This is a genomic window from Acidovorax sp. JG5 (assembly GCF_017939685.1).
Classification (GTDB): Bacteria; Pseudomonadota; Gammaproteobacteria; order Burkholderiales; family Burkholderiaceae_C; genus Acidovorax.
In genome coordinates, this window is record NZ_JAGKSE010000001.1 from 1 (window position 1) to 20,758 (window position 20,758).

Below are 20,758 nucleotides of genomic sequence, written 5' to 3' on the forward strand. Positions count from 1 at the left end.
CAGCTGCGATCAGCTGAGCCTTAAATTATATCAGAGTTTTTTCAACCCCGTCAACCAAAAGGTCTTTGCACTCTCTTCGCAAACCACCGTCTCCAGCAACCCGCAAATACCAGCGAAGCCTTGAATTATATACCGGGTTTTTACCCCGCATCAACCAAAACCCCAACTTCTCGCTAAACCCTCTTGCCTCGCTACCCAGAACAGACCCAAAGGGCGCCTCTGAACAGCGAAGCCTGCGACTATAGCATGGAAATTTAGGTATTCGAAACGAATTAGTTAGGCAAAACTTCAGGTGGCGCGCGTAGCCACCGCCGCCTCCAGTGCGTCCACAAACAAATAGGCCACGTCGCAGCCTGTTTGGTCAAAGATCTCCTGAAAGCAGGTGGGGCTGGTGACGTTGATCTCTGTGACGCACTCTCCTATGACGTCCACGCCCGCCAGCAGCAAGCCGCGGCTTTGCAAGACAGGGCCCAGCGCTTCGGCAATTTCCCAGTCGCGTGCAGACAGCGGGCGAGCCACGCCTTTGCCCCCCGCTGCAAGATTGCCGCGGACTTCACTGCCTTGCGGGATGCGCGCCAGGCAGAAAGGCACAGGCTTGCCTCCGATGATGAGGACGCGTTTGTCGCCTTCCGTGATCTCCGGAAGGAATTTCTGCACCATCACGCTTTGCGCACCATGGCGGTTGAGCGTCTCGGTAATGCTGCCCAGATTCAGGCCGTCCGGGCCCACGCGGAAAATGCCCATGCCCCCCATGCCATCAAGGGGTTTGAGAATGATGTCCTGGTGTTCCGCATGAAAACGCTGGATATCTTGCGGATCGCGCGTTACCAGCGTGGGGCCGATGAACTGCGGAAACTCCATGATCGCCAGCTTTTCCGGATGATCGCGCAGGGCGCGCGGCTTGTTGAATACCCGGGCCCCCTCCCGCTCGGCCTGTTCAAGCAGGTGGGTGGCATAGAAATATTCGCTGTCGAAAGGAGGGTCTTTGCGCATGAGCACGGCGTCGAACGCCGTAAGCGCTGCACTGCGCAGGGGCTGCGCCTGAAACCAGTGGGTGGAATCGCCGGTGAGGACAATATCCCGCACCCGTGCAGTCACCTGGCTGCCGCGCTGCCAGACCAGATCCTGCGGCAGGCAAACCGCCAGCTGGTGACCGCGCCGCTGTGCCTCGCGCATCATGGCAAAGGTGGTGTCTTTGTAGATCTTGAAGCTTTCCAGCGGATCAGCGATGAACAGGAGTTTCATGGTCTCTCAGAAAAAAGGCGCCCGGGCCAGAAGGCTGGCATGGCAAAACACGCGGCCGCCCCGAAAGACATTGCCGCACACTGCATCTGACCGCGTCAGACACTCCCCGTGGAGGAACGCCCGTACTGTTGCACAAATAGCGCCAGGCTGCCGGCCACCACGCCCCAGAAGGCAGACCCCACGCCCGCCACCACCACGCCGCTGAGGGTGACCAGGAATGTGATCAATGCCGCCTCGCGGTGGGGCTCATCGCGCAGCGCGGCAGCCAGGCCATTGCCGATGGTGCCCAGCAGTGCCAGGCCGGCGATGGCCACCACCAGCTCTTTGGGAAACGCCGTCAGCAACCCCGTGACAACGGCGCCAAAAATGCCAATCGCCACATACAGCAAGCCGCAGGACACCGCCGCCGTGTAGCGCTTGTCGCGGTCCGGATGGGCTTCCGGCCCCATGCAGATGGCGGCTGTGATGGCGCTGAAATTGAGCGCATAGCCGCCAAATGGCGCCAGCACCAGGGTCGCCAGCCCCGTCATGGTGATGAGGCGCGACACGGGCAGGTCATAGCCGGTGGCGCGGATCACCGCCACACCCGGCAGGTTTTGCGACGCCATGGTGACGACAAACAGGGGCAAAGCCAGGCTGATGGCTGCAGACAGGGTGAACTGCGGCGCCGTGAACACAGGCACGGCCAGCTCGAAACGGATGGCCGACCAGGACATCTCGCCGCGCAGCGCGACAAAGCCGATGGCCAGCGCCAGCGTGACGACCACGGCATAACGTGGCAACCACCGGCGCGCCACCAGATAGGACGCCAGCATCAGCAGGACGAGTGGCAATGCCGTCTGCGCCGCAGCAAAGGCCTGCAAGCCAAAGCGCGCCAGCACGCCGGCCAGCAACGCGGCGGCGATCTCCATGGGAATACGGTTCATGACGCGCTCAAACCAGCGCGTGACGCCCGCCACCGTGATCAGCGCGGCGCACACCATGAAGGCACCCACCGCCTCTGCCATGCTGAAGCCCCCGGCCAGCCCGGCGGTGGCCAGCACGGCCGCGCCCGGCGTGGACCAGGCCACCATGACCGGCTTGCGCAGCAGCAGCGACGGCACCAGGGAGCACAGCCCCATGCCCAGCCCCAGCGCCCACATCCACGAAGTGATTTGCGCGGGCGTGGCCTGGAAGGCTTGCGCCGCCTGGAACACGATAGCCACCGAACTCGTGAACCCCACCAGCACCGCGACAAAGCCGGCCGTGAAGGCCGACAGACTCAAGTCTTTGAAGAATTGCATGGATACATTCTGGCACTGCACGCGGCCGGGCCCAGCCGTGTGGACCCCTCGGCGCGCCACCCATAAAGCTATATATTTAATAGCTGCCAGCGCTTTACAGATAAGCGCTAGAGGCCAAAAACACTGAAAACCAGCTAGATTTCGATCTTGGAGCCGAGCTCGACCACTGCGTTGTTGGGCAGATGCAGGAAATCGGCGGCGCCGCTAGCGTTGTGGTGCATCTGGGCAAACAGCTTCTCGCGCCAGGGCGCCATGCCGCTGCCGATGGTGGGGATGATGGTGTCACGCGAGAGGAAGTAGCTGGTCGTCATGGGGTCCAGCGCACAACCACGCCCCCGCAACTGGTGCAGGGCGCTGGGAATGTCGGGGTCGTTCTTGAACCCATAGTGCACCACCACCTGCCAGCAATCATGCCCCAGCGGCTCCACCTGCAGGCGCTTGTCCAACCCGATCCAGGGCACTTCGTGGTTGCGGACGGTGACAAACAGGTTCTGGCTGTGCAGCACCTTGTTGTGCTTGAGGTTGTGCAGCATGGCGTTGGGCACGGCCCCCGGCTCGGCGGTCAGGAACACCGCCGTGCCATCCACGCGCGTGGGCGGACTCAGGAAAACCGACTCGAGAAACCCCTTGAGGTCGATGGCATCGGCGCGCAGCGTGTCGTTGAGCAGGCGGCGCCCTTCCTTCCAGGTCATCATCAGCACGAACACGCCACCACCGATCATGAGCGGGAACCAACCGCCCTGGAACAGCTTGAGCAGATTGGAGGTGAAGAAGGCCAGATCCACCACAAAGAAGCAGCCGGTGGCCGCGATGCACAGCGCCAGCGGATAGCCCCAGCCATAGCGGATGACAAAGAACGTCAAGATGGTGGTGATCAGCATGTCCAGCGTGACGGCGATGCCATAGGCCGCAGCCAGGTTGCTGGACGAGCGGAACATCACCACCGCCAGCACAATGGCCACGAACAGGCCCCAGTTGACCAGCGGTATGTAGATCTGCCCCGTATCGCGCACGCTGGTGTGCAGGATGTTCAGGCGCGGCAGATAACCGAGCTGGATGACCTGCTTGGTGACGCTGAAGGCGCCCGTGATGAGCGCCTGCGAGGCAATGACCGTGGCCAGCGTGGCCATGACCACCAGCGGCACCAGCGCCCAATCGGGCGCCATCATGAAAAACGGGTTTTTCACCGCCTCGGGTTCGGCCAGCAACAATGCGCCCTGGCCGAAATAATTGAGCGTGAGCGCCGGCATGGCCACGCCAAACCAGGCCAGCCGGATGGGGTGCTTGCCGAAATGCCCCAGGTCGGCATACAGCGCCTCGGCCCCGGTCACGCACAGCACAACGGCGCCCAAAATGATGAAGCTGATGCCCGGATGGGCCCACATGAACCCCAGCGCGTGATGCGGGCTCATGGCCCAGAGGATTTCAGGGTGCGTGACGATGTGCGACACGCCCAGCACGGCAATCGTCAAGAACCAGAGGAGCGTGACGGGGCCAAAGAACTTGCCGATGCCGCTGGTGCCCCGCTTTTGCACCGCAAACAGGCAAAACAGCACCACCAGCGTGAGCGGAATCACATACTGCTTGAAGTGGGGCGAAACCACCTCCAGCCCCTCCACCGCAGAAAGCACCGAGATCGCCGGGGTGATAACGCCATCGCCATAAAACAGCGAGGTGCCAAAGATACCCACCGCCAGCAGCACCTTGCGCAGCCGGGGCTTGTCTTTCACCGCCTGCGAGGCCAGCGCCAGCATGGCAATGAGCCCGCCCTCACCGTTGTTGTCGGCGCGCAGCACCAGCACCACGTATTTGAGGGAGACGATGACCGTCAGGGTCCAGAAGAAGATGGACAGGATGCCGTAGATGTTGTCCGGCGTGAAGGGCACATGGCCCGAGCCGAAGACCTCCTTGACCGCGTACAGCACGCTGGTGCCGATATCGCCATAGACAACACCGATGGCGCCCAGCGTGAGCGCTGCGAGCGATGATTTGGAGCTTTGCACTGACACCCCCCGCTGCACTGGGCAAGACAGGGTTCCGTAACTTTTGGGAACGCTATTGTGCCCCCGCCTCCGGCTTCTCGTGTTAGCCCTGCCCGTCCTGTTGCAGTGCAGCAACTACCCTCTGGCCCCTGCGCCCAGGACATGGCAGGAGAATCACCCGGGTCAGTCGTAAATCTCGGCGTCCGGGTTGGTGGCTTCCAGCTCATAGCTGGCGGCCAGCATGGCCAGGCGCGCCACCACGCCATACATGTAAAAGCGGTTGGGCGCGCTCACGCCAGGGCGCACACCCGGCTGAGGCATGTGGGTGCTGTGCTCGAAGGCCAGCGGCACGAAGCTGGCGCCCGGGGCGTTGAGGTTCTCGTCCACGCCGCGCTCGGCATGCATGCGGTAAAAGCCGCCCACCACATAGCGGTCCATCATGTAGACCACGGGCTCGGCCACGGCCTCATGCACCCGCTCCTGTGTGAGCACCCCTTCCTGGATGATCACATCGCTGACCGGCTGGCCGTCCTTGATGACGGCCATCTTGTTCTTGGTCTTGCGGTTCAGGTCGTCCAGCTCCTTGGCATCGCGCACCGTCATGATGCCCATGCCATAGGTGCCGTGGTTGGCCTTGACGATCACGAACGGCTTTTCGTGGATGCCGTATTCCTTGTACTTGCGCCGCACCTTGGCCAGCAGTGCATCCACGCCGCTTTGCAGCGCGTCCATGCCCGTGCCCTCGGCAAAGTCCACATCGCCGCACTGGCTGAACATGGGGTTGATCAGCCACGGGTCGATGCCCAGCATCTTGCCAAAGCGCTTGGCCACCTCTTCATAGTTCTTGAAATGCGTGCTCTTGCGGCGCACGCTCCAGCCCGCGTGCAGCGGTGGCAGCAGGTATTGCTCGTGGAGGTCTTCCAGAATGCCGGGCGCACCGGCAGACAGGTCGTTGTTGAGCAAAATGGTGCAGGGGTCAAAGTCCTTGAGCCCCAGCCGCCCCTTGGTGCGGATCACGGGCTCCAGCATTACCGAATCGCCGTTGGGCAGTTCGATCAGCGTGGATTTCTTGATCTCGGGGCTGATGGAGCCCACCCGCACATTCAGGCCCGCCATGTTGAAGATGCGCTGCAGCTGCACCACGTTGGCCAGGTAGAAGGTGTTGCGCGTGTGGTTCTCGGGAATGATCAGCAGGTTGCGCGCCTCGGGGCAGATCTTCTCGATGGCGGCCATGGCGGCCTGCACGGCCAGCGGCAGCATCTCTTTGGTGAGGTTGTTCCAGCCGCCCGGAAACAGGTTGGTGTCCACCGGCGCCAGCTTGAAGCCGGCATTGCGGATATCAACCGAGGTGTAGAACGGCGGCGTGTGCTCCATCCACTCCAGCCGGAACCAGCGCTCGATGGCGGGCATCGAGTCGAGAATGCGCTGTTCGAGTTCGTTGATCGGCCCCGTGAGGGCCGTGATGAGATGCGGAACCATAGATGCCCTCGGGAAACGATTGCGGTGAATTGTAGGGATTTGGGGCCGGGCCAAGGATTCGCAAGCCGCGCCCCGCAGGGCAGGCAGATCGCTACCGGCGCCAGAACGCCGGGGTCAGCAAGGCCATGAAGCTCAAGATTTCCAGCCGCCCCAGCAGCATCGCCAGGGTGCACACCCACAGCTGAAAATCGGTCAGCACCGCATAGTTGGAGGCGGGGCCCACGGCACCCAGGCCCGGCCCCGCGCAGTTGACGCTGGCCAGCACCACCGAGAACGCGGTCACCGGGTCCAGATCGGTCAGCAGCAGCACCATGCTCAGCCCGACGATGGTGGCGCCATACACCAGCATGAAAGCCAGCACCGAAAAAATCACCCGGTTGTCCACCACCGCATCGCCCAGCCGCACGGGCTGCACGGCGCGCGGGTGCACCAGCCGGTTCATTTCGCGGCGCGCCTGCTTGAGCAAGATCAGCATGCGCACCATCTTGATGCCGCAGCCGGTCGAGCCCGCACTTGTGGCCACGCCCGACAGCAGCAGCATGAACACCGGCGCAAACACCGGCCAGCCCAGATAGTCCACCGTGGCATAGCCCGTGGTGGAGGCCATGGACACCAGGTTGAACATGCCATGGCGCAGCGCATCGAGCGGCGCATACACGCCCTTCGCCCACAGCAGCACGGCCACCAGCAGCCCACCGCCCACCAGCGTGAACAAGGTGGCGCGCAGCTCCGGGTCGTGCCAGAAGCCGTGCCAGTGGCCCTTGCGAAGCGCCACGAAATACAGCGCAAAATTGCAACTGGCCACCAGCATGAAGACGATGCAGATGGCTTCAAGCAAGGGCGACTGAAAATACCCGAAGCTCTGGTCATGCGACGACAGCCCGCCCAGGCTGACGGTAGAGAACATGTGCATCAGCGCATCGAGGGGCGCCATGCCCGCCGCCCAGTAGGCCAGGCCGCACAGGGTGGAAAACAGCGCATACACGCCCCACAGCCCTTTGGCGGTGCCGGTCATGCGTGGCGTGAGCTTGGTGTCTTTCAGCGGCCCGGCCGCCTCGGCCTTGAACAGCTGGCTGCCGCCCACCCCGAGCAGCGGCAGCACGGCCACCGCCAGGATCAGGATGCCCATGCCACCCATCCACTGCAAAAAGGTGCGCCACACGTTCACCGACACGGGCAAGCTGTCCAGGCCGGCCAGCACCGTGGAGCCGGTGGTCGTCAGGCCCGACACCGCCTCGAAGTACGCATGCGTGAACGACATCGGCCGCCCGATGTAATGCCCCGCCAGCATCAGCGGCACGGCGGCGGACAGCGGCAGCAACAGCCACACCAGCGAGACCAGCATCACGCCGTGGCGCGGCTGCAGCTCTTGCCGGAACAGGCGCAGCCGCCACCACAGCCAGGCGCCCGCCAGCAGCGTGGCCGCCATGGCCAGCGGGTACACCTGCCACACCCCGTCATCGGTCCACAGTGACACCGCCAGCGGCAGCCCCATGGACAGCGAAAAGATCATGACCAGAATGCCCAGCACCCGCAGCACGGGAAACATGTCCACCATGGTTGCTTGCCCGCCTGCCTGGTTCAGAAAAACGTGGCGCTCACGCGGAAGAGCTTTTCCACGTCGCGCACCAGCCGCTTGTGCGGCAGGAAGAACACCACATGGTCGTTGCTTTCCAGCACCGTGGCGCTGCGCGGGATGATCACCTGCGGCGCGCGCAGGGCATCGGGCGCAACCTCGGACGCCACCTCGGACGCATCGTGCGCACCATCCGAATCCGGCAGGCCGCGCACGATCAGCCCGATGTGCACGTCGCGCGGCAGGGCCAGCTCGCTGACCTTGCGGCCCACCACGCGCGAGGTCTTGCGGTCCCCGCGCACCACGATCTCCAGCGCCTCGGCCACGCCCCGGCGCAGGCTGTGCACGGCCTGCACATCGCCCTGGCGCACATAAGCCAGCAACTCGCCCAGCATGGCCTGCGCGGGCGACAGGGCAATGTCGATCTGCGTGCCGTGCATCAGATCGGCATAGCTGCGGCGGTTGATGAGCGCCAGCACGCGGCGCGCGCCCATGCGCTTGGCCAGCAGGCTGGACATGATGTTGTCCTCGTCGTCGTCGGTGAGGGCCAGAAAGAGATCGATCTCGTCGATGCCCTCATCCCCGAGCAGGTTTTCATCCGTGGCGTCGCCCTGCAGCACCAGCACGTCGGACGGCAGGCGCGAGGCCAGCGCGATGCAGCGCGCGTTGTCGTCCTCGACGATCTTCACCAGATAGCGCCCCGACTCCTTGCCCAGCTCCAGCGCCAGGCGCTGGCCCACGCGGCCACCCCCGGCGATCATGATGCGGCGCACCGGCCGCACCGGCGTGGCGTCCCGGCGGTGCAAGGTGGCCAGCACATGGGCGATGTGCTCGCGCGCGGCCAGCACAAACACCTCGTCGCCGGGCTCGATGCGGGTTCCCCCATCACAGGCCACGAAGCGGTCGGGCTCTTCCGGAAAGCGGCGGTAAATGGCCACCAGGCGCACATCCACCTCGGGCGTGCTGCTGCGCATCTCGGCCACGGTGTGGCCCACCATGGGCGCACCGGCCCGCGCCCGCACCGACACCAGGCAGGCCCGCCCGCCCGCAAACTCGCGCACCTGCATGGCCTCGGGGTAATCAATGAGCTTGCCGATATAGCGCGTGAGGGATTGTTCGGGGCAGATGATGCGGTCCACCGCAAAGCCCTCGGGGCCCGTGAGCAGCGGATCGGCCTGAAACCCCATGGAGCGCACGCGCGCGATGCGCTTGGGGATGTTGAACAGCAGCTGCGCCACCTTGCAGCACACCAGGTTGGTCTCGTCCTGCGCAGCGCAGGCGATCAACAGGTCGGTGTCCTTGGCGCCCGCCTCGGCCAGCACGGCCGGGTCAATGCCGTTGCCCACCACGCCGCGCAGGTCAAAGCGCGACTCCAGGTCGCGCAGGCGCTCGGCGTCGGTGTCGATCACGGTGATGTCGTTGCGCTCGGACACCAGGCTGTCGGCCACGCTCTGGCCCACGCGGCCCGCTCCGAGGATGATGATTTTCATATCAAATAGGCCTATGGCGCTTTCTGCATAAGCGCCAGCAGCTATTTATTCAGGAGCAAATCAAGCCCGCACCTCGCCCTCGCCCAGCACCACGTACTTGAGCGAAGTGAGCCCTTCCAGCCCCACCGGCCCGCGCGCGTGGAACTTGTCGGTGCTGATGCCGATTTCGGCGCCCAGGCCAAACTCGAAGCCATCGGCAAAACGGGTGCTGGTGTTCACCATCACGCTGGCCGAATCCACCTCGCGCAAAAAGCGCTGGGCGTGCAAGTGGTCGCGCGTCAGGATGGCGTCGGTGTGGTGGCTCGAATAGCGGTTGATGTGCGCAATGGCCTCGTCCACACCCGCCACCACCTTCACGCTGATGATGGGCGCGAGGTATTCCTCGCTCCAGTCCTGCTCGGTGGCGGGCACCAGTTGCGCGCCGGGCACGGCGGCCAGCAGCGCCAGCGATTCGGGGCAACCGCGCATCTCCACGCCCTTGGCGGCATACACCGCGCCGATCTTGGGCAAAAACTCGGCCGCCACGCCGCGCGCCACCAACAGGCCTTCGCTGGCATTGCAAGGGCTGTATTTGCTGGTCTTGGCGTTGTCGGCCACCTTCACCGCCATGGCGATGTCGCAGGGGTCGTCCACATAGGTGTGGCAGTTGCCATCGAGGTGCTTGATGACGGGCACCTTGGCATCGCGGCTGATGCGCTCGATCAGGCCCTTGCCGCCGCGCGGAATGATCACGTCCACAAACTGCGGCATGGCAATGAGCTGGCCCACGGCCTCGCGGTCGGTGGTTTGCACCAGTTGCACTGCGTCTTGCGGCAGACCGGCCTCGGTCAGCGCCTGCTGCACCAGCTTGGCCAGCGCCCGGTTGGAATCAATGGCTTCCGAGCCGCCGCGCAGGATGCAGGCGTTGCCGCTCTTGATGCTGAGGCTGGCGGCCTCGATGGTCACGTTGGGGCGGCTCTCGTAAATCATGCCGAACACACCAATGGGCACGCGCATCTGCCCCACGCGGATGCCGCTGGGCTGCTGCTTCATGCCAATGATCTCGCCAATCACATCGGCCATGGCAGCCAATTGCTCGCAGCCCTGGGCGCAGGTCTCCAGCACCTTGGGGGTGAGCTTCAAACGGTCCACCATCGGCTCGGCCAAACCCGCAGCGCGGGCGCGCTCCAGATCGCGGGCGTTATCCACCTGCAACGCCTCAGTCTGCTCGCGCAGCAGCCGGGCCAGGGCCAGCAGCGCTTTGTTTTTGATAGCTGCTGGCGCTTTAGCCATCAGCGCCGAGGCCGTTTTTGCCTGTAAACCGAGGGTCTGGGTGTATTCAGCGACGTTGAGGGCGTTCATGGGGGTCAAACTTTCGTGCGTTCCTGGATCTTCCGCAACCACAGCACCAACTGGTTCGCAGCAGCCTGCGCGGCAGACAAAGCCAGCGCCTGTCGCAGCGGGTCATCCGGGTACTCATGGGTGAGGATGTTGCGCGTGCTGCGCTGCAGCGCCCACTGATCGGCCAACAGGTAACCACGACGCTCCAGCAGATTCAGCACATCGATAAAGGCAACGTCCTCCACCGGCTCCGCCAGCGTCTGCACGGCAAACTGCCGCAGCACATGGGCGCCCAGCGTGTCCTGCAGTTTGGTGAAGCGCAACACGAACTGATCCAGCAGCCGGATCAGTTCGGGCGTGGCCTGCTGCAGATGCGCTTCGGTCAAGGGCTGCGGGATCAGGCCCAGCGCCTCATTCATGATGCTCGCATGGCGATCACATTGCGCAAGCGCCACGTCCAGCGGCAAGCTCATAGCCACACCCCCCGATCCCGTGCGACGCGGTAAATCGGCAGGTCCAGGCGACCCGTGTTGACAACAATGTCGATCTTGCGCTCTCCGAGGGCACGGTACAGCTCTGCGGCCATCTGCGCTTCGCGCGCAAAGGCGTCCTGGGCAGGCAGATCCACCTCGATGTAGATGTCAATATCACCGCCGCGTGCTGCGTCGTCTACCCTGGAGCCAAACAAGCGCGGCGGCACGCCAAACCAACGCACGCTGGCGTCATGCAGGGATTTTTGTTCGACCGTGGTGAGACGCATCAGGCCATTTTCGCAGAATGCGCTGCGCGTGGCGCCCTGCTACTCGGGAAGGCTCGGCGCTCGGGGCTGCGCGACCGCCTGTTCCAGCAGGTAGCGCTGCTGCACCCGCCCCATGAAGTCCGCCAGCGAAAACTGCAACCCGTCCGCAAGGCGCAGCAAAACGCTCAGTGTGGGCTGCTTGCGACCTACTTCCATCAAGGAGATGTAGGGACGATCCAACTCACAGCACCCCGCCAGATCTTCCTGCGAAAAGCCCAACTCCCGCCGACGAAGCTTGATCTCGGTCGCGAATGCATTGATGAGAAGCTGATTCTTGCTGGGGCGCATTTGCCCCAAATGTTTCAATTCGGTACACTTTAGACACGTGTCTATAGATAGCTATTTTGCGAATCAACACGTTCACAATCGAAATGAGTGGCGCTTGAATGAAGAAAAACACATTAAAAATGGCGGCTATCAGTCTCGCAGTGGTGACATTGACTGCGTGCGGAGGCGGGAGCGATGACTCGAACCCAGAGCAAGCTCCCGGGCCTCTTTCCAAGTATGAGGGTACTTGGTCGCCAGGCTGCGATGGTGAAAACGAGCGTCAAACCATCAGCTTCACCACCCTGGCAAATGGCACAAAACTCGGCATGAACATGCAGAATGAGTTCTTCAATCAGGCCAACTGCACAGGCGGCATCGTCGCCACAGGCACCTACGGCCCACCCCAGCCAGCGGCAACGGTGACCTATCTAGAGACTGTGGCGAACGCGTCCGTCAGATTGCCAAACGGTCAAACCATACAAGCCTCGGTAGATCGTGTCTCAACAGCTGGATCAGGTGCTTCCTTCGCCTACACGGGGAGCGGAGTACAGGGAACTACCGTGATCAGCGGTAAAAAATACTGGCGCATCGCCTACGGCGGCGGAAGCACACTCATCAACGTCAACGACGCTTCAGGCACTTCGGTAGGAGCCCTTCTTTTGCTGAACGGCGAGTTACTGGAACTCGAACCAATAACTTCAAATTACTACCGGGTTATAAGCCAGCAGACGCGCTGAATGACACCCTGTAGATGAAGTTACGCGTCAAACAACTTTCAAACATCCAAACACGCCAGATTGCCAAATTTTATGAAACACCAACGATTCTTTCTCGCCGCATCTCTGTCTCTTGCCATGTTGACCCTTGGCTGCGCCAGCGTCGGCAATGAAACCCTGCGTTCCGAATCGGAAGGAACCATCAGCCAGAAAATGGTTGAGGGAAAAACCAGCAAGGCCGAAGTACGGAAAATGTTCGGCTCGCCCATGAAGACCACTTTCACCGACGGTGGACTTGAAATCTGGACCTACGAGTTCAGCAAGGTGTCGGCAGACGCTGTAAGTTACATCCCGATCGTCAGCATGTTCGGCGGAAGCTCCAGTGGCACCAAAAAAGAACTTGTCGTGATGTACGACGAACAGGGTCTGGTCAAGCGGTACGCAATGAGCGAATCCGACGTGAAGCACAAAACCGGCATGTTCAACAACTGAAAGCGTTTCGGCGGTAGCAGGCCATTGACTCGCCGCTGGCGTCCATCGGGCCCGGTGGCGGCGTCACCTCGTTCAGTACCGCTCATCGACAACCTCTGTCGTAGATGCCGGGGTGCAACGCGCTCATCGGCCAACTGTGTGATCGCACAGAAGGCAGTCCATGACCTTGGATGCGTAGCTTTCGATAGCTATTGGCTTACCTCCTAACAGGCTGCTGAAATATTCCCCGCCGTCACTTCCCAGTTGACGTCTTGCCAGGACAATTGAGGCAACCCAACCGACCAGACAGACGAGCCATCCATGCGCGGAGCCGACACCTTCACCGAGAGCCTGTTCACGATGCGCCACCTCGATGACTTCGTGCCCGCCGATCACCCCTTGCGCGTGATCCGTGTGATGGTCAATAAGAGCGGCTAACAAAACTCAGCGAAGCGGTTCTGGCTAGGCGCCGCGTCGCAGGCAGTACGCGTAGTACGACAAGACGCGGCAACGACGCCAGAAGAGTTTTGTTAGCCGCTCTAAAGCCCTGGCCAACATGGACGAGCTGTTTGCCCGGATGTATGCCGCCGACATCAAAGGCGGGCGCCCCAGTATTGCCCCCGAGAAGCTGCTGCGCGCCATGCTCATCCAGGTGCTCTACAGCGTGCGCTCGGAGCGCCAGCTCATGGAGCAGACCCAGTACAACCTGCTGTTTCGCTGGTTCATTGGCCTGGCCATGGACGATGCCGTTTGGGTGCCCACCGTCTTCAGCAAGAACCGCGAACGTCTGATCGAGCACGATGCGGTCATCGAGTTCTTCAATCAGATCGTGCAACAAGCCCAGGAGCAGGAACTGCTCTCGGGCGAGCACGTCAGCGTGGATGGCACCCTGATCCAGGCCTGGGCGGGCCACAAGAGTTTTGTGCGCAAAGACCGCCAGGGCGACGACGATACCGACGCGGGGAACTTCAAAGACCAAAAGCGCAGCAACGACACACACGAGTCCACAACGGACTCGGATGCAAGGCTGTACCGCAAGGGCAAGACGGCCAGTGAGTTGCGCTTCATGGGCCACACACTCACCGACAACCGCCACGGGCTGGTGGTCAGCGCCGTGGTCACACAGGCCGACGGATATGCAGAGCGCGAAGCGGCCAAGGCCACGATCAACGATGCGCGACAGGCACTGCCCGGCGATGACCCCATCACGATCACGCTGGGCGCAGACAAGGGTTACGACGCCAGGGAGTTCATCGACGCGCTGCAAGAGATGAACGTGCTGCCCCATGTGGCGCAGAACAAATCAGGGCGTCAATCGGCGGTGCCTGACAGGATCGCGGGCAGCGAAGGCTACGCCATCTCCCAGCAAAAGAGAAAGCTGATCGAACAAGGCTTTGGCTGGGCCAAGACGGTGGGGCACATGCGCCAGGTGCTGGTGCGCGGGATCAAGAAGGTTGATCAGCTGTTTGTGCTGACGATGGCGGGCTACAACCTCACGCGACTGCGCAGCTTGGGGCAAATCCGTCTGCAGGGGCAGGTGTAAAGGGAAACGGATCAGAAAACCGTGCTGTACGGCTGAAAACACGCAGGTTTTCGGGCTGACTTCCAGCATACGGAAAGCTGCTGCGAAAAATGCGCTTGCCGCCGCTGAGCAGGTTCGGACGCACGGGAGTATTTCAGCAGCCTGTTAAGCGCTAAGACTCTTTCTCTGTCAACCGAGATGGTTGACACCATTCGACGCGCTGAAGGGGAATTGACCCTCAGCGGTGCACCGGGCGCCGTGCTGCGCTGTAATCGCCGCCAGACTGGAGCCCTGCCATGCCCGAACATTCCCACCCCACCACCCAGCTCGCCGCCTTGCAGGCCGCCCTGACGGCCCACAGCCAGGGGAGCCTGGGCGCCGCGGCCTTCGGCACCCAGGCCCGGGCCCAGAAAGAATTGCTGGCCGCCTTGCCGCCACGCTATGGCGAGGTGCTGCTGAACCTGCTGGACCGGCTGGAAGCCAGCGCGCTGTTCACCGAGGAAAGCTGCTCCTTCAGCCGCAGCAGCCTGCTGGACCACCTGCAAGCCTGGGTGGACAAGGCGGGCGCCTCGCTCCAGGTCGCCCAGTAGCTATTTAAACAGTAGCTGCAGGCGCTTTCCAGTCAAGGAATGGAGCCTGATTTGCCTTCATATCCCGGGGCAGTCCATGATGGACGGACGTTCCGGGCCGGTGGCCGCTCCCGCTCCCAGGCCGCGCGGCCCGAATCACTACAGCACAAGGCGTGCTTGTCCGACACCCATGTGCACGCACCGCTCCTAGCATGAGGGCTTCCCCCACCTACCGGAGCCCCCCATGAGCGTCGCCAAAGTCATTGAAGTCAGTGCCACCAGCAAAACCAGTTTCGAGGATGCCATCAACCAGGGCATTGCCCGCGCCTGCGACACCATCGCCAACGTGCGCGGTGCGTGGATCAAGGAACAGAAGGTGTCCATCGAGAACGGTCGCATTTCCGGTTACCGGGTGAACATGCAGGTCACCTTCGTCCTCGACGAAAAATAAGCCCCCTGCCGCGCGTAAGCGCCGTCTGGCTCCGCCCTAACTGCGCCGAGGCGCCCCCGCGCAGACGCGACCCAGCTGGAAAGCCAGGCGCTGCAGGGCCTGCCAGCCGTCTTGCGGCCAGTCGGGCACCTTCAGGCCCTTGACGATGCCGTCCACGATGTGGGCGGATTGCAGCAGGCGCGCCAGAGCGGCGTCGCTGGCCTTGGGCAGGATACGTTCAAACAGCCGCTCCTTGGGGCCCCAGATGCGGTTTTCGCGCAGGGCCATGGGCAGGGGCTTGCCGGCGTTCATGGCGTCTTTCACGCGCTTCAAGGCGCGGATGTCTTCTGCCAGCGCCCAGTGCACCAGCACTTCGGCCTCGCCCTCGGCCTGCAGGCCGTCGAGCATGCGCTGCACGCGGCCGGTCTGCCCGGCCAGCACGGATTCGGACAGCTTGAACACGTCGTAGCGCGCTACGTTGAGCACGGCGGCTTCGACTTGGGCCTGGGTCAGTTCACCCGCCGGGTGCAACAAAGCCAGTTTCTGGATCTCCTGGTGCGCGGCCAGCAGGTTGCCTTCCACGCGGTCGGCAAAAAACTGCAGGGTGCGTTGGCCCTCTTCGCCCGCCACCACGCGCTGGCCTTGCTGGGCCAGGCGCTGGGCAATCCACTGCGGCAGCTGGCCGCGTTCGATGGGGTCGATCTGGATGGAGACGCCGTTGCCCTCCAGCGCAGCAAACCAGGCGCCGGTCTTGGTGGCTTTGTCCAGGCGCGGCAGCATGACCATGGTGAGGGTGCTGTCGTTGCCCCGGACTGATTCAGCGATCTGCTGCAGTGCCACGCTGCCATCCTTGCCGGGCTTTCCAGAGGGAATGCGGATCTCGACGATCTGCTTGTCGGCAAACAGGCTGAGTGACCCGCCCGCCGCCAGCACCGCGCTCCAGTCAAAGTGCGCACCGGCCACGGTGTAGCTGCTGCGCTCGGTGTAGCCCTGGGCACGGGCGGTGGCGCGAATGGCGTCGGCCGCCTCCTGCTGCAGCAGCGGCTCGTCGCCGTGCAACACATAAAGCGGCGACAGGCCCCGTTGAAGATGCTGAGAGAGTTGGGCCAGGGCGACTTGCATGCGGCAAAGTTTATCGCCCTGGCGGCGCAGACCCCGGAAACTGCGGACGCACCACAGCAGATAGCGCCATGACTGCCACGGGCTGACCCGCCTTTTTCCTGTTCACGGGCGCCCAAAGCCCCGAAAATAGCGCCTGCGCTCGCAACACCGTACCCACCGCCTTCCCAGAAAGCCTTTTCCCATGTCCATCACCTCACCTTCCATCTGCCTGATCGGCGCCCCCACCGACATCGGCGCGGGCGCACGCGGCGCCTCCATGGGCCCCGAGGCCTTGCGGGTGGCCGGCTTGCAGGCGGCCCTGGAAGGCCGCGGCCTGCAGGTGGCGGACCGGGGCAACCTGGCCGGCCCCGCCAACCCCTGGCTGCCGCCCGTGGATGGCTACCGCCACCTGCCCCAGGTGGTGCAATGGAACCAGACCGTATTCAACGCCGTGCTGGACGAACTCCGACAGGGCCACCTGCCCATCTTGCTGGGCGGCGACCACTGCCTGGGCCTGGGCAGCATCAGTGCCGTGGCGCGCCATTGCGCCGAGGCGGGCAAGAAACTGCGCGTGCTGTGGCTGGATGCCCATGCCGACTTCAACACCAGCGCGCTCACGCCCAGCGGCAATGTGCACGGCATGCCGGTGGCCTGCCTGTGCGGCTTTGGCCCCGCAGAACTGACCCAACTGGCGCAGATGCCTGGCGGCGGCCCGGCGCTGCAGCCATCGCAAATCCGCCAGATCGGCATCCGCAGCGTGGACGCGGGCGAAAAACGATTTGTGCACGAGCAGGGGCTGGAAGTCTTCGACATGCGCTTCATCGACGAGGTGGGCATGCGCCAGACCATGCTGCAGGCGCTGGACGGGCTGGATGCCGACACGCACCTGCATGTGAGCTTCGATGTGGATTTTCTCGACCCGGACATCGCGCCCGGCGTGGGCACCACGGTGCCCGGCGGCCCCACCTACCGCGAGGCGCAACTGTGCATGGAGATGATCGCCGACAGCGGGCGGCTCGCGTCGCTGGACATTGTGGAGCTCAACCCCGCGCTCGATGTGCGCAACCGCACGGCCATGCTGGCGGTGGACCTGGTCGAGTCGCTGTTTGGCAAGAGCACGCTGATGCGCGGTTGATGCGCGGGCCGTCGATCGCGTCACGGAACCAACCCGGCGGCGCATGAAGCCGGCCCAGGCGCGTGCGGTATTTAGCGCCTGACCGCCGCCAGCCGGCGCAACAGCTGCTGCACGATGTCGGTCTGCATGTTGCGAAACAGCAGAGCCTCTTCGGCCTCCTTGGCCAGGGCAATGGCTTCGTTGTAGCTGACCTCGCGCTGCTGCAGCAGCTCGGTGCTGGGAATCAGCTCATCGCCTGCCGGGGTGCGCAGTCGAAAGCGCACACGCAGGCGCAACTCCAGCTCGCGCACCTGGCCCGAGGCGTTCTGGCCCACCACCACACGTTCGTGCTGCTCCGACAGCAGATCGAGCACGGCCTCGGCGGTTGGCAGGTCGGCGGCATCGCGCAGCACCCGCAGCGTGCTGCCCGACCCTGCCAGCGTGCGCACCAGCTCCCGCGCCAGCGACGAGCCCTGCGGTGCCGCCACATAGAGCGATGCGAACGAAAACTCTGGCACCCCGCGCAGGCGAAAACCGCAGGCGGTCAGCAGGGCCACTGGGGCGAGGGAGAGCAGTGCGCGCTTGTTCATCATGCTCACACCACCACGTTCACCAGACGGCCCGGCACCACGATCACACGCTTCGGATGCGCACCGGCCGCCTGGGCCGCAAAGGCCTCGCTGGCCAGCGCAATGCGCTCAATCTCGGCCTTGTCGGCCTGGGCGGGCACCTGGATGGAGCCGCGCAGCTTGCCGTTGACCTGCAGCATGAGCTCGATCTCGTCCTGCACCAGCGCGTTGGCATCGACCTGCGGCCAGGGGGCATCGAGCAAATCACCCAGCTGCCCGGCGTAGCCCAGTTGCGACCACAGGCTGTGCGCCACATGCGGCGTGGCCGGGTACAGGCAGCGCAGCAGGATGCCAAAGCCTTCGATCAGCGCGACCTGGGCACCGGCGCAGTCCAGGGCCTTGAAGTCTTCCAGGGCGTTGATCATCTTCATCGCGCCCGAGACCACGGTGTTGTACTGCATGCGCTGGTAGTCGTAGTCCACCTGCTTGAGCACGGTGTGGATCTCCAGGCGCAGGGCCTTGGCCTCTTTGCCGAATTCAACGTCTTTTAGGCTGCTAGCGCTTGCCACGCTTTCGCCAGCAGCTTCCATATTCATAGCAGACAGCTTCACACCGAAGTTCCACACGCGGCGCAGAAAGCGGTAGCTGCCTTCCACGGCGGCGTCGTTCCACTCCAGCGTGGCTTCGGGCGGCGCGGTGAACATGGTGTACAGACGGGCGGTGTCGGCGCCGTACTTTTCGATCAGGTCCTGCGGATCGACACCGTTGTTCTTGGACTTGGACATGGTGCCCACGCCCTCGTAGTCAATCGGCGTGCCCACGGGCAGCAGGCCGTCGCCACTGGTGGCTTCGTTCTTCAGCTTGGCGCCAATGATCTTGCCGCCCTCGTCGAGCACATGTTCCACGTCGTGCGGCCAGAAGTAGTCCTTGCCGCCCTTGGCGGTGCGGCGGCTGTAGATGTGGTTGAGCACCATGCCCTGCGTGAGCAGCTTGGTGAAGGGCTCATCGACTTTGACGAGGCCCACGGCCTCGGAATCTCCGGGGCCCTTCACCCGGATATCGCGCATGACCTTGGTCCAGAAACGCGCATACAGCAGATGCAGGATGGCGTGCTCGATGCCGCCGATGTACTGGTCCATCGGCATCCAATAGTCGGCGCCCTCCGCGACCATTTTTTCAGCGTTCTTCGGGTCGCAGTAGCGCATGAAATACCACGAGCTGTCCACGAAGGTGTCCATGGTGTCGGTCTCGCGCCGTGCGGGCTTGCCGCACACCGGGCAGGTCACGCCGGCGTGAAAGCCCTCGTGCTTGTGCAGCGGGTTGCCCGAGCCGTCGGGCACGCAGTCGGTGGGCAACACCACCGGCAGGTCTTTTTCGGGCACCGGCACGGCGCCGTGTTCTTCGCAGTGGATGATGGGGATCGGCGTGCCCCAGTAGCGCTGGCGGCTCACGCCCCAGTCGCGCAGGCGCCAGGTGGTCTTCTTTTCGCCCAGGTCCTTTTGCTGCAGCGCGTGGGCCACGGCGTTCACGGCTTCCTTGTAGGACAGGCCGCTGAAACTGTCGGAGTTGATGGTCACACCGCGCTGTTTGTCGCCATACCAGTCGTGCCACTGGCGGTAGTCAAAGTGCTCGCCATCGACCAGCACGACCTGCTTGATCTCGATGCCGTACTTGAGGGCGAACGCGAAGTCGCGCTCGTCGTGCGCAGGCACGCCCATCACGGCGCCATCGCCATAGCCCATCAGCACATAGTTGCCGACCCACACCTGCACCTTCTCGCCGGTCAGCGGGTGGGTGACGAACAGGCCCGTGGGCACGCCCTTCTTCTCTTGCGTGGCCAGCTCGGCCTCGGTGGTTCCGCCGCTCTTGCATTCTTCGATGAAGGCTGCAAGCTGGGGGTTGGTTTTGGCAGCGTGGGCGGCCAGCGGGTGCTCGGGCGCCACGGCGCAAAACGTCACGCCCATGATGGTGTCGGCGCGCGTGGTGAACACGTACATCTTGCCGTCGCCAATCAGCACGCCGTCGTCGCCGGCGATGTCATGCGTGAACGCAAAGCGCACGCCTTCGCTCTTGCCGATCCAGTTTTCCTGCATCAGCTTCACGCGCTCGGGCCAGCCGGGCAGCTTGTCGCCGGTCACAAAGTCGAGCAACTCTTCGGCGTAGTCGGTGATCTTGAGGTAATAGCCGGGGATTTCGCGCTTTTCCACGGTGGCGCCAGTGCGCCAGCCCTTGCCGTCAATCACCTGCTCGTTGGCCAGCACGGTCTGGTCCACCGGGTCCCAGTTCACCACCTGGGTCTTGCGGTAGGCGATGCCTTTTTCCAGCATCTTCAAAAACAGCCACTGGTTCCATTGGTAATAGGTGGGGTCGCAGGTGGCGACTTCGCGGCTCCAGTCGATGGCCAGGCCCATGGCCTGCATCTGCTTTTTCATGTACGCGATGTTGTCGTACGTCCATTGGGCCGGTGGCACGCCGTTTTTCAGCGCGGCGTTCTCGGCCGGCAGGCCGAAGGCATCCCAGCCCATGGGCATGAGCACGTTGTGGCCGTTCATGCGCAGGTAGCGCGTGAGCATGTCGTTGATGGTGTAGTTGCGCACATGGCCCATGTGCAGCTTGCCGCTGGGGTAGGGCAGCATCGAGCAGGCGTAGAACTTCTTCTTGTTCGCGTCTTCCGTCACACGGTAGGCGTCGGTGGCGGTCCAGTGGTCGTGCGCGGCGCGCTCGACGTCTTGGGGAGAGTATTTTTCTTGCATGGGGGCTCTGCTGGATGAGAGGGATGCAGCCGCTGGGCTGCTGCTTTGGCCGATTTTAGGCGGTCGCGGGGG

At 63.4% G+C, this 20,758-nt stretch carries 18 protein-coding genes and 1 pseudogene; 6 read left to right on the top strand and 13 right to left on the bottom strand.

Features of this window, described 5'->3' with window-relative positions; all coding sequences use genetic code 11:
* Positions 1-288: 288 nt before the first annotated feature.
* From gshB to J8G26_RS00050, 10 genes are all read right to left on the bottom strand, one after another.
* Positions 289-1,245: a glutathione synthase gene (gene gshB / locus J8G26_RS00005; protein ID WP_087747902.1), complete on the bottom strand. Its 957-nt coding sequence runs from the start codon at positions 1,243-1,245 to the stop codon at positions 289-291.
* 95 nt (positions 1,246-1,340) lie between these two features.
* Positions 1,341-2,528, bottom strand: a complete 1,188-nt coding sequence (locus J8G26_RS00010) for a benzoate/H(+) symporter BenE family transporter (RefSeq protein ID WP_210567478.1) — start codon at positions 2,526-2,528, stop codon at positions 1,341-1,343.
* 134 nt (positions 2,529-2,662) lie between these two features.
* Positions 2,663-4,531, bottom strand: coding sequence for a potassium transporter Kup (locus tag J8G26_RS00015; RefSeq protein WP_087747904.1), 1,869 nt, complete (start codon positions 4,529-4,531; stop codon positions 2,663-2,665).
* A 162-nt stretch (positions 4,532-4,693) separates the two neighbouring features.
* A complete protein-coding gene (gene gshA / locus J8G26_RS00020) occupies positions 4,694-5,989 on the bottom strand; it encodes a glutamate--cysteine ligase (RefSeq protein ID WP_087747905.1) in 1,296 nt (431 codons plus the stop codon).
* Positions 5,990-6,080: 91 nt separating this feature from the next.
* Positions 6,081-7,547 carry a potassium transporter TrkG gene (locus tag J8G26_RS00025; protein WP_210567479.1) on the bottom strand — a complete coding sequence of 489 codons (1,467 nt, stop codon included), beginning with the start codon at positions 7,545-7,547 and terminating at the stop codon, positions 6,081-6,083.
* Positions 7,548-7,570: 23 nt separating this feature from the next.
* Positions 7,571-9,055, bottom strand: coding sequence for a Trk system potassium transporter TrkA (trkA, locus tag J8G26_RS00030; RefSeq protein WP_210567480.1), 1,485 nt, complete (start codon positions 9,053-9,055; stop codon positions 7,571-7,573).
* A 60-nt stretch (positions 9,056-9,115) separates the two neighbouring features.
* Entirely contained in the window at positions 9,116-10,396 is a 1,281-nt protein-coding gene (locus J8G26_RS00035) for a glutamate-5-semialdehyde dehydrogenase (protein ID WP_246881179.1), read from the bottom strand.
* Positions 10,397-10,401: 5 nt separating this feature from the next.
* On the bottom strand, positions 10,402-10,848 hold the full coding sequence (locus tag J8G26_RS00040) for a hypothetical protein (protein ID WP_210567482.1): 447 nt from the start codon (positions 10,846-10,848) through the stop codon (positions 10,402-10,404).
* A complete protein-coding gene (locus J8G26_RS00045; protein WP_210567483.1) occupies positions 10,845-11,135 on the bottom strand; it encodes a nucleotidyltransferase domain-containing protein in 291 nt (96 codons plus the stop codon). Before J8G26_RS00045 ends, J8G26_RS00040 begins: the two co-directional genes overlap by 4 nt.
* A 39-nt stretch (positions 11,136-11,174) precedes the next feature.
* Positions 11,175-11,462, bottom strand: a complete 288-nt coding sequence (locus J8G26_RS00050; protein ID WP_210567484.1) for a helix-turn-helix transcriptional regulator — start codon at positions 11,460-11,462, stop codon at positions 11,175-11,177.
* Positions 11,463-11,560: 98 nt separating this feature from the next.
* Between J8G26_RS00050 and J8G26_RS00055 the strand changes: the two genes are divergently transcribed.
* The 5 genes and pseudogenes from J8G26_RS00055 to J8G26_RS00075 all read left to right on the top strand — a co-directional run bounded on the left by J8G26_RS00055 (position 11,561) and on the right by J8G26_RS00075 (position 15,170).
* The gene (locus tag J8G26_RS00055; protein WP_210567485.1) at positions 11,561-12,178 is read left to right on the top strand and encodes a hypothetical protein; all 618 of its coding nucleotides are present in this window, start codon (positions 11,561-11,563) and stop codon (positions 12,176-12,178) included.
* 72 nt (positions 12,179-12,250) lie between these two features.
* Entirely contained in the window at positions 12,251-12,649 is a 399-nt protein-coding gene (locus tag J8G26_RS00060; RefSeq protein ID WP_210567486.1) for a hypothetical protein, read from the top strand.
* A gap of 517 nt (positions 12,650-13,166) precedes the next feature.
* Positions 13,167-14,171: pseudogene (locus J8G26_RS00065) on the top strand (IS5 family transposase); the annotation flags it as partial.
* Positions 14,172-14,446: 275 nt separating this feature from the next.
* A complete protein-coding gene (locus tag J8G26_RS00070; RefSeq protein ID WP_210567487.1) occupies positions 14,447-14,740 on the top strand; it encodes a hypothetical protein in 294 nt (97 codons plus the stop codon).
* A gap of 223 nt (positions 14,741-14,963) precedes the next feature.
* A complete protein-coding gene (locus J8G26_RS00075; protein WP_210567488.1) occupies positions 14,964-15,170 on the top strand; it encodes a dodecin family protein in 207 nt (68 codons plus the stop codon).
* A gap of 36 nt (positions 15,171-15,206) precedes the next feature.
* Here the strand turns inward: J8G26_RS00075 and holA are convergent, their stop codons facing one another.
* Positions 15,207-16,271, bottom strand: a complete 1,065-nt coding sequence (gene holA, locus J8G26_RS00080) for a DNA polymerase III subunit delta (protein WP_210567489.1) — start codon at positions 16,269-16,271, stop codon at positions 15,207-15,209.
* A 181-nt stretch (positions 16,272-16,452) separates the two neighbouring features.
* On the opposite strand from holA, the gene rocF reads away from it, so the two are divergent.
* Positions 16,453-17,385: an arginase gene (gene rocF, locus J8G26_RS00085; RefSeq protein WP_087747911.1), complete on the top strand. Its 933-nt coding sequence runs from the start codon at positions 16,453-16,455 to the stop codon at positions 17,383-17,385.
* A 71-nt stretch (positions 17,386-17,456) separates the two neighbouring features.
* Here the strand turns inward: rocF and lptE are convergent, their stop codons facing one another.
* Both lptE and leuS read right to left on the bottom strand, forming a co-directional pair.
* Positions 17,457-17,954, bottom strand: a complete 498-nt coding sequence (gene lptE / locus J8G26_RS00090) for an LPS assembly lipoprotein LptE (protein ID WP_087748461.1) — start codon at positions 17,952-17,954, stop codon at positions 17,457-17,459.
* A gap of 5 nt (positions 17,955-17,959) precedes the next feature.
* Positions 17,960-20,686 carry a leucine--tRNA ligase gene (gene leuS, locus J8G26_RS00095; RefSeq protein WP_210567490.1) on the bottom strand — a complete coding sequence of 909 codons (2,727 nt, stop codon included), beginning with the start codon at positions 20,684-20,686 and terminating at the stop codon, positions 17,960-17,962.
* Positions 20,687-20,758: the final 72 nt, after the last annotated feature.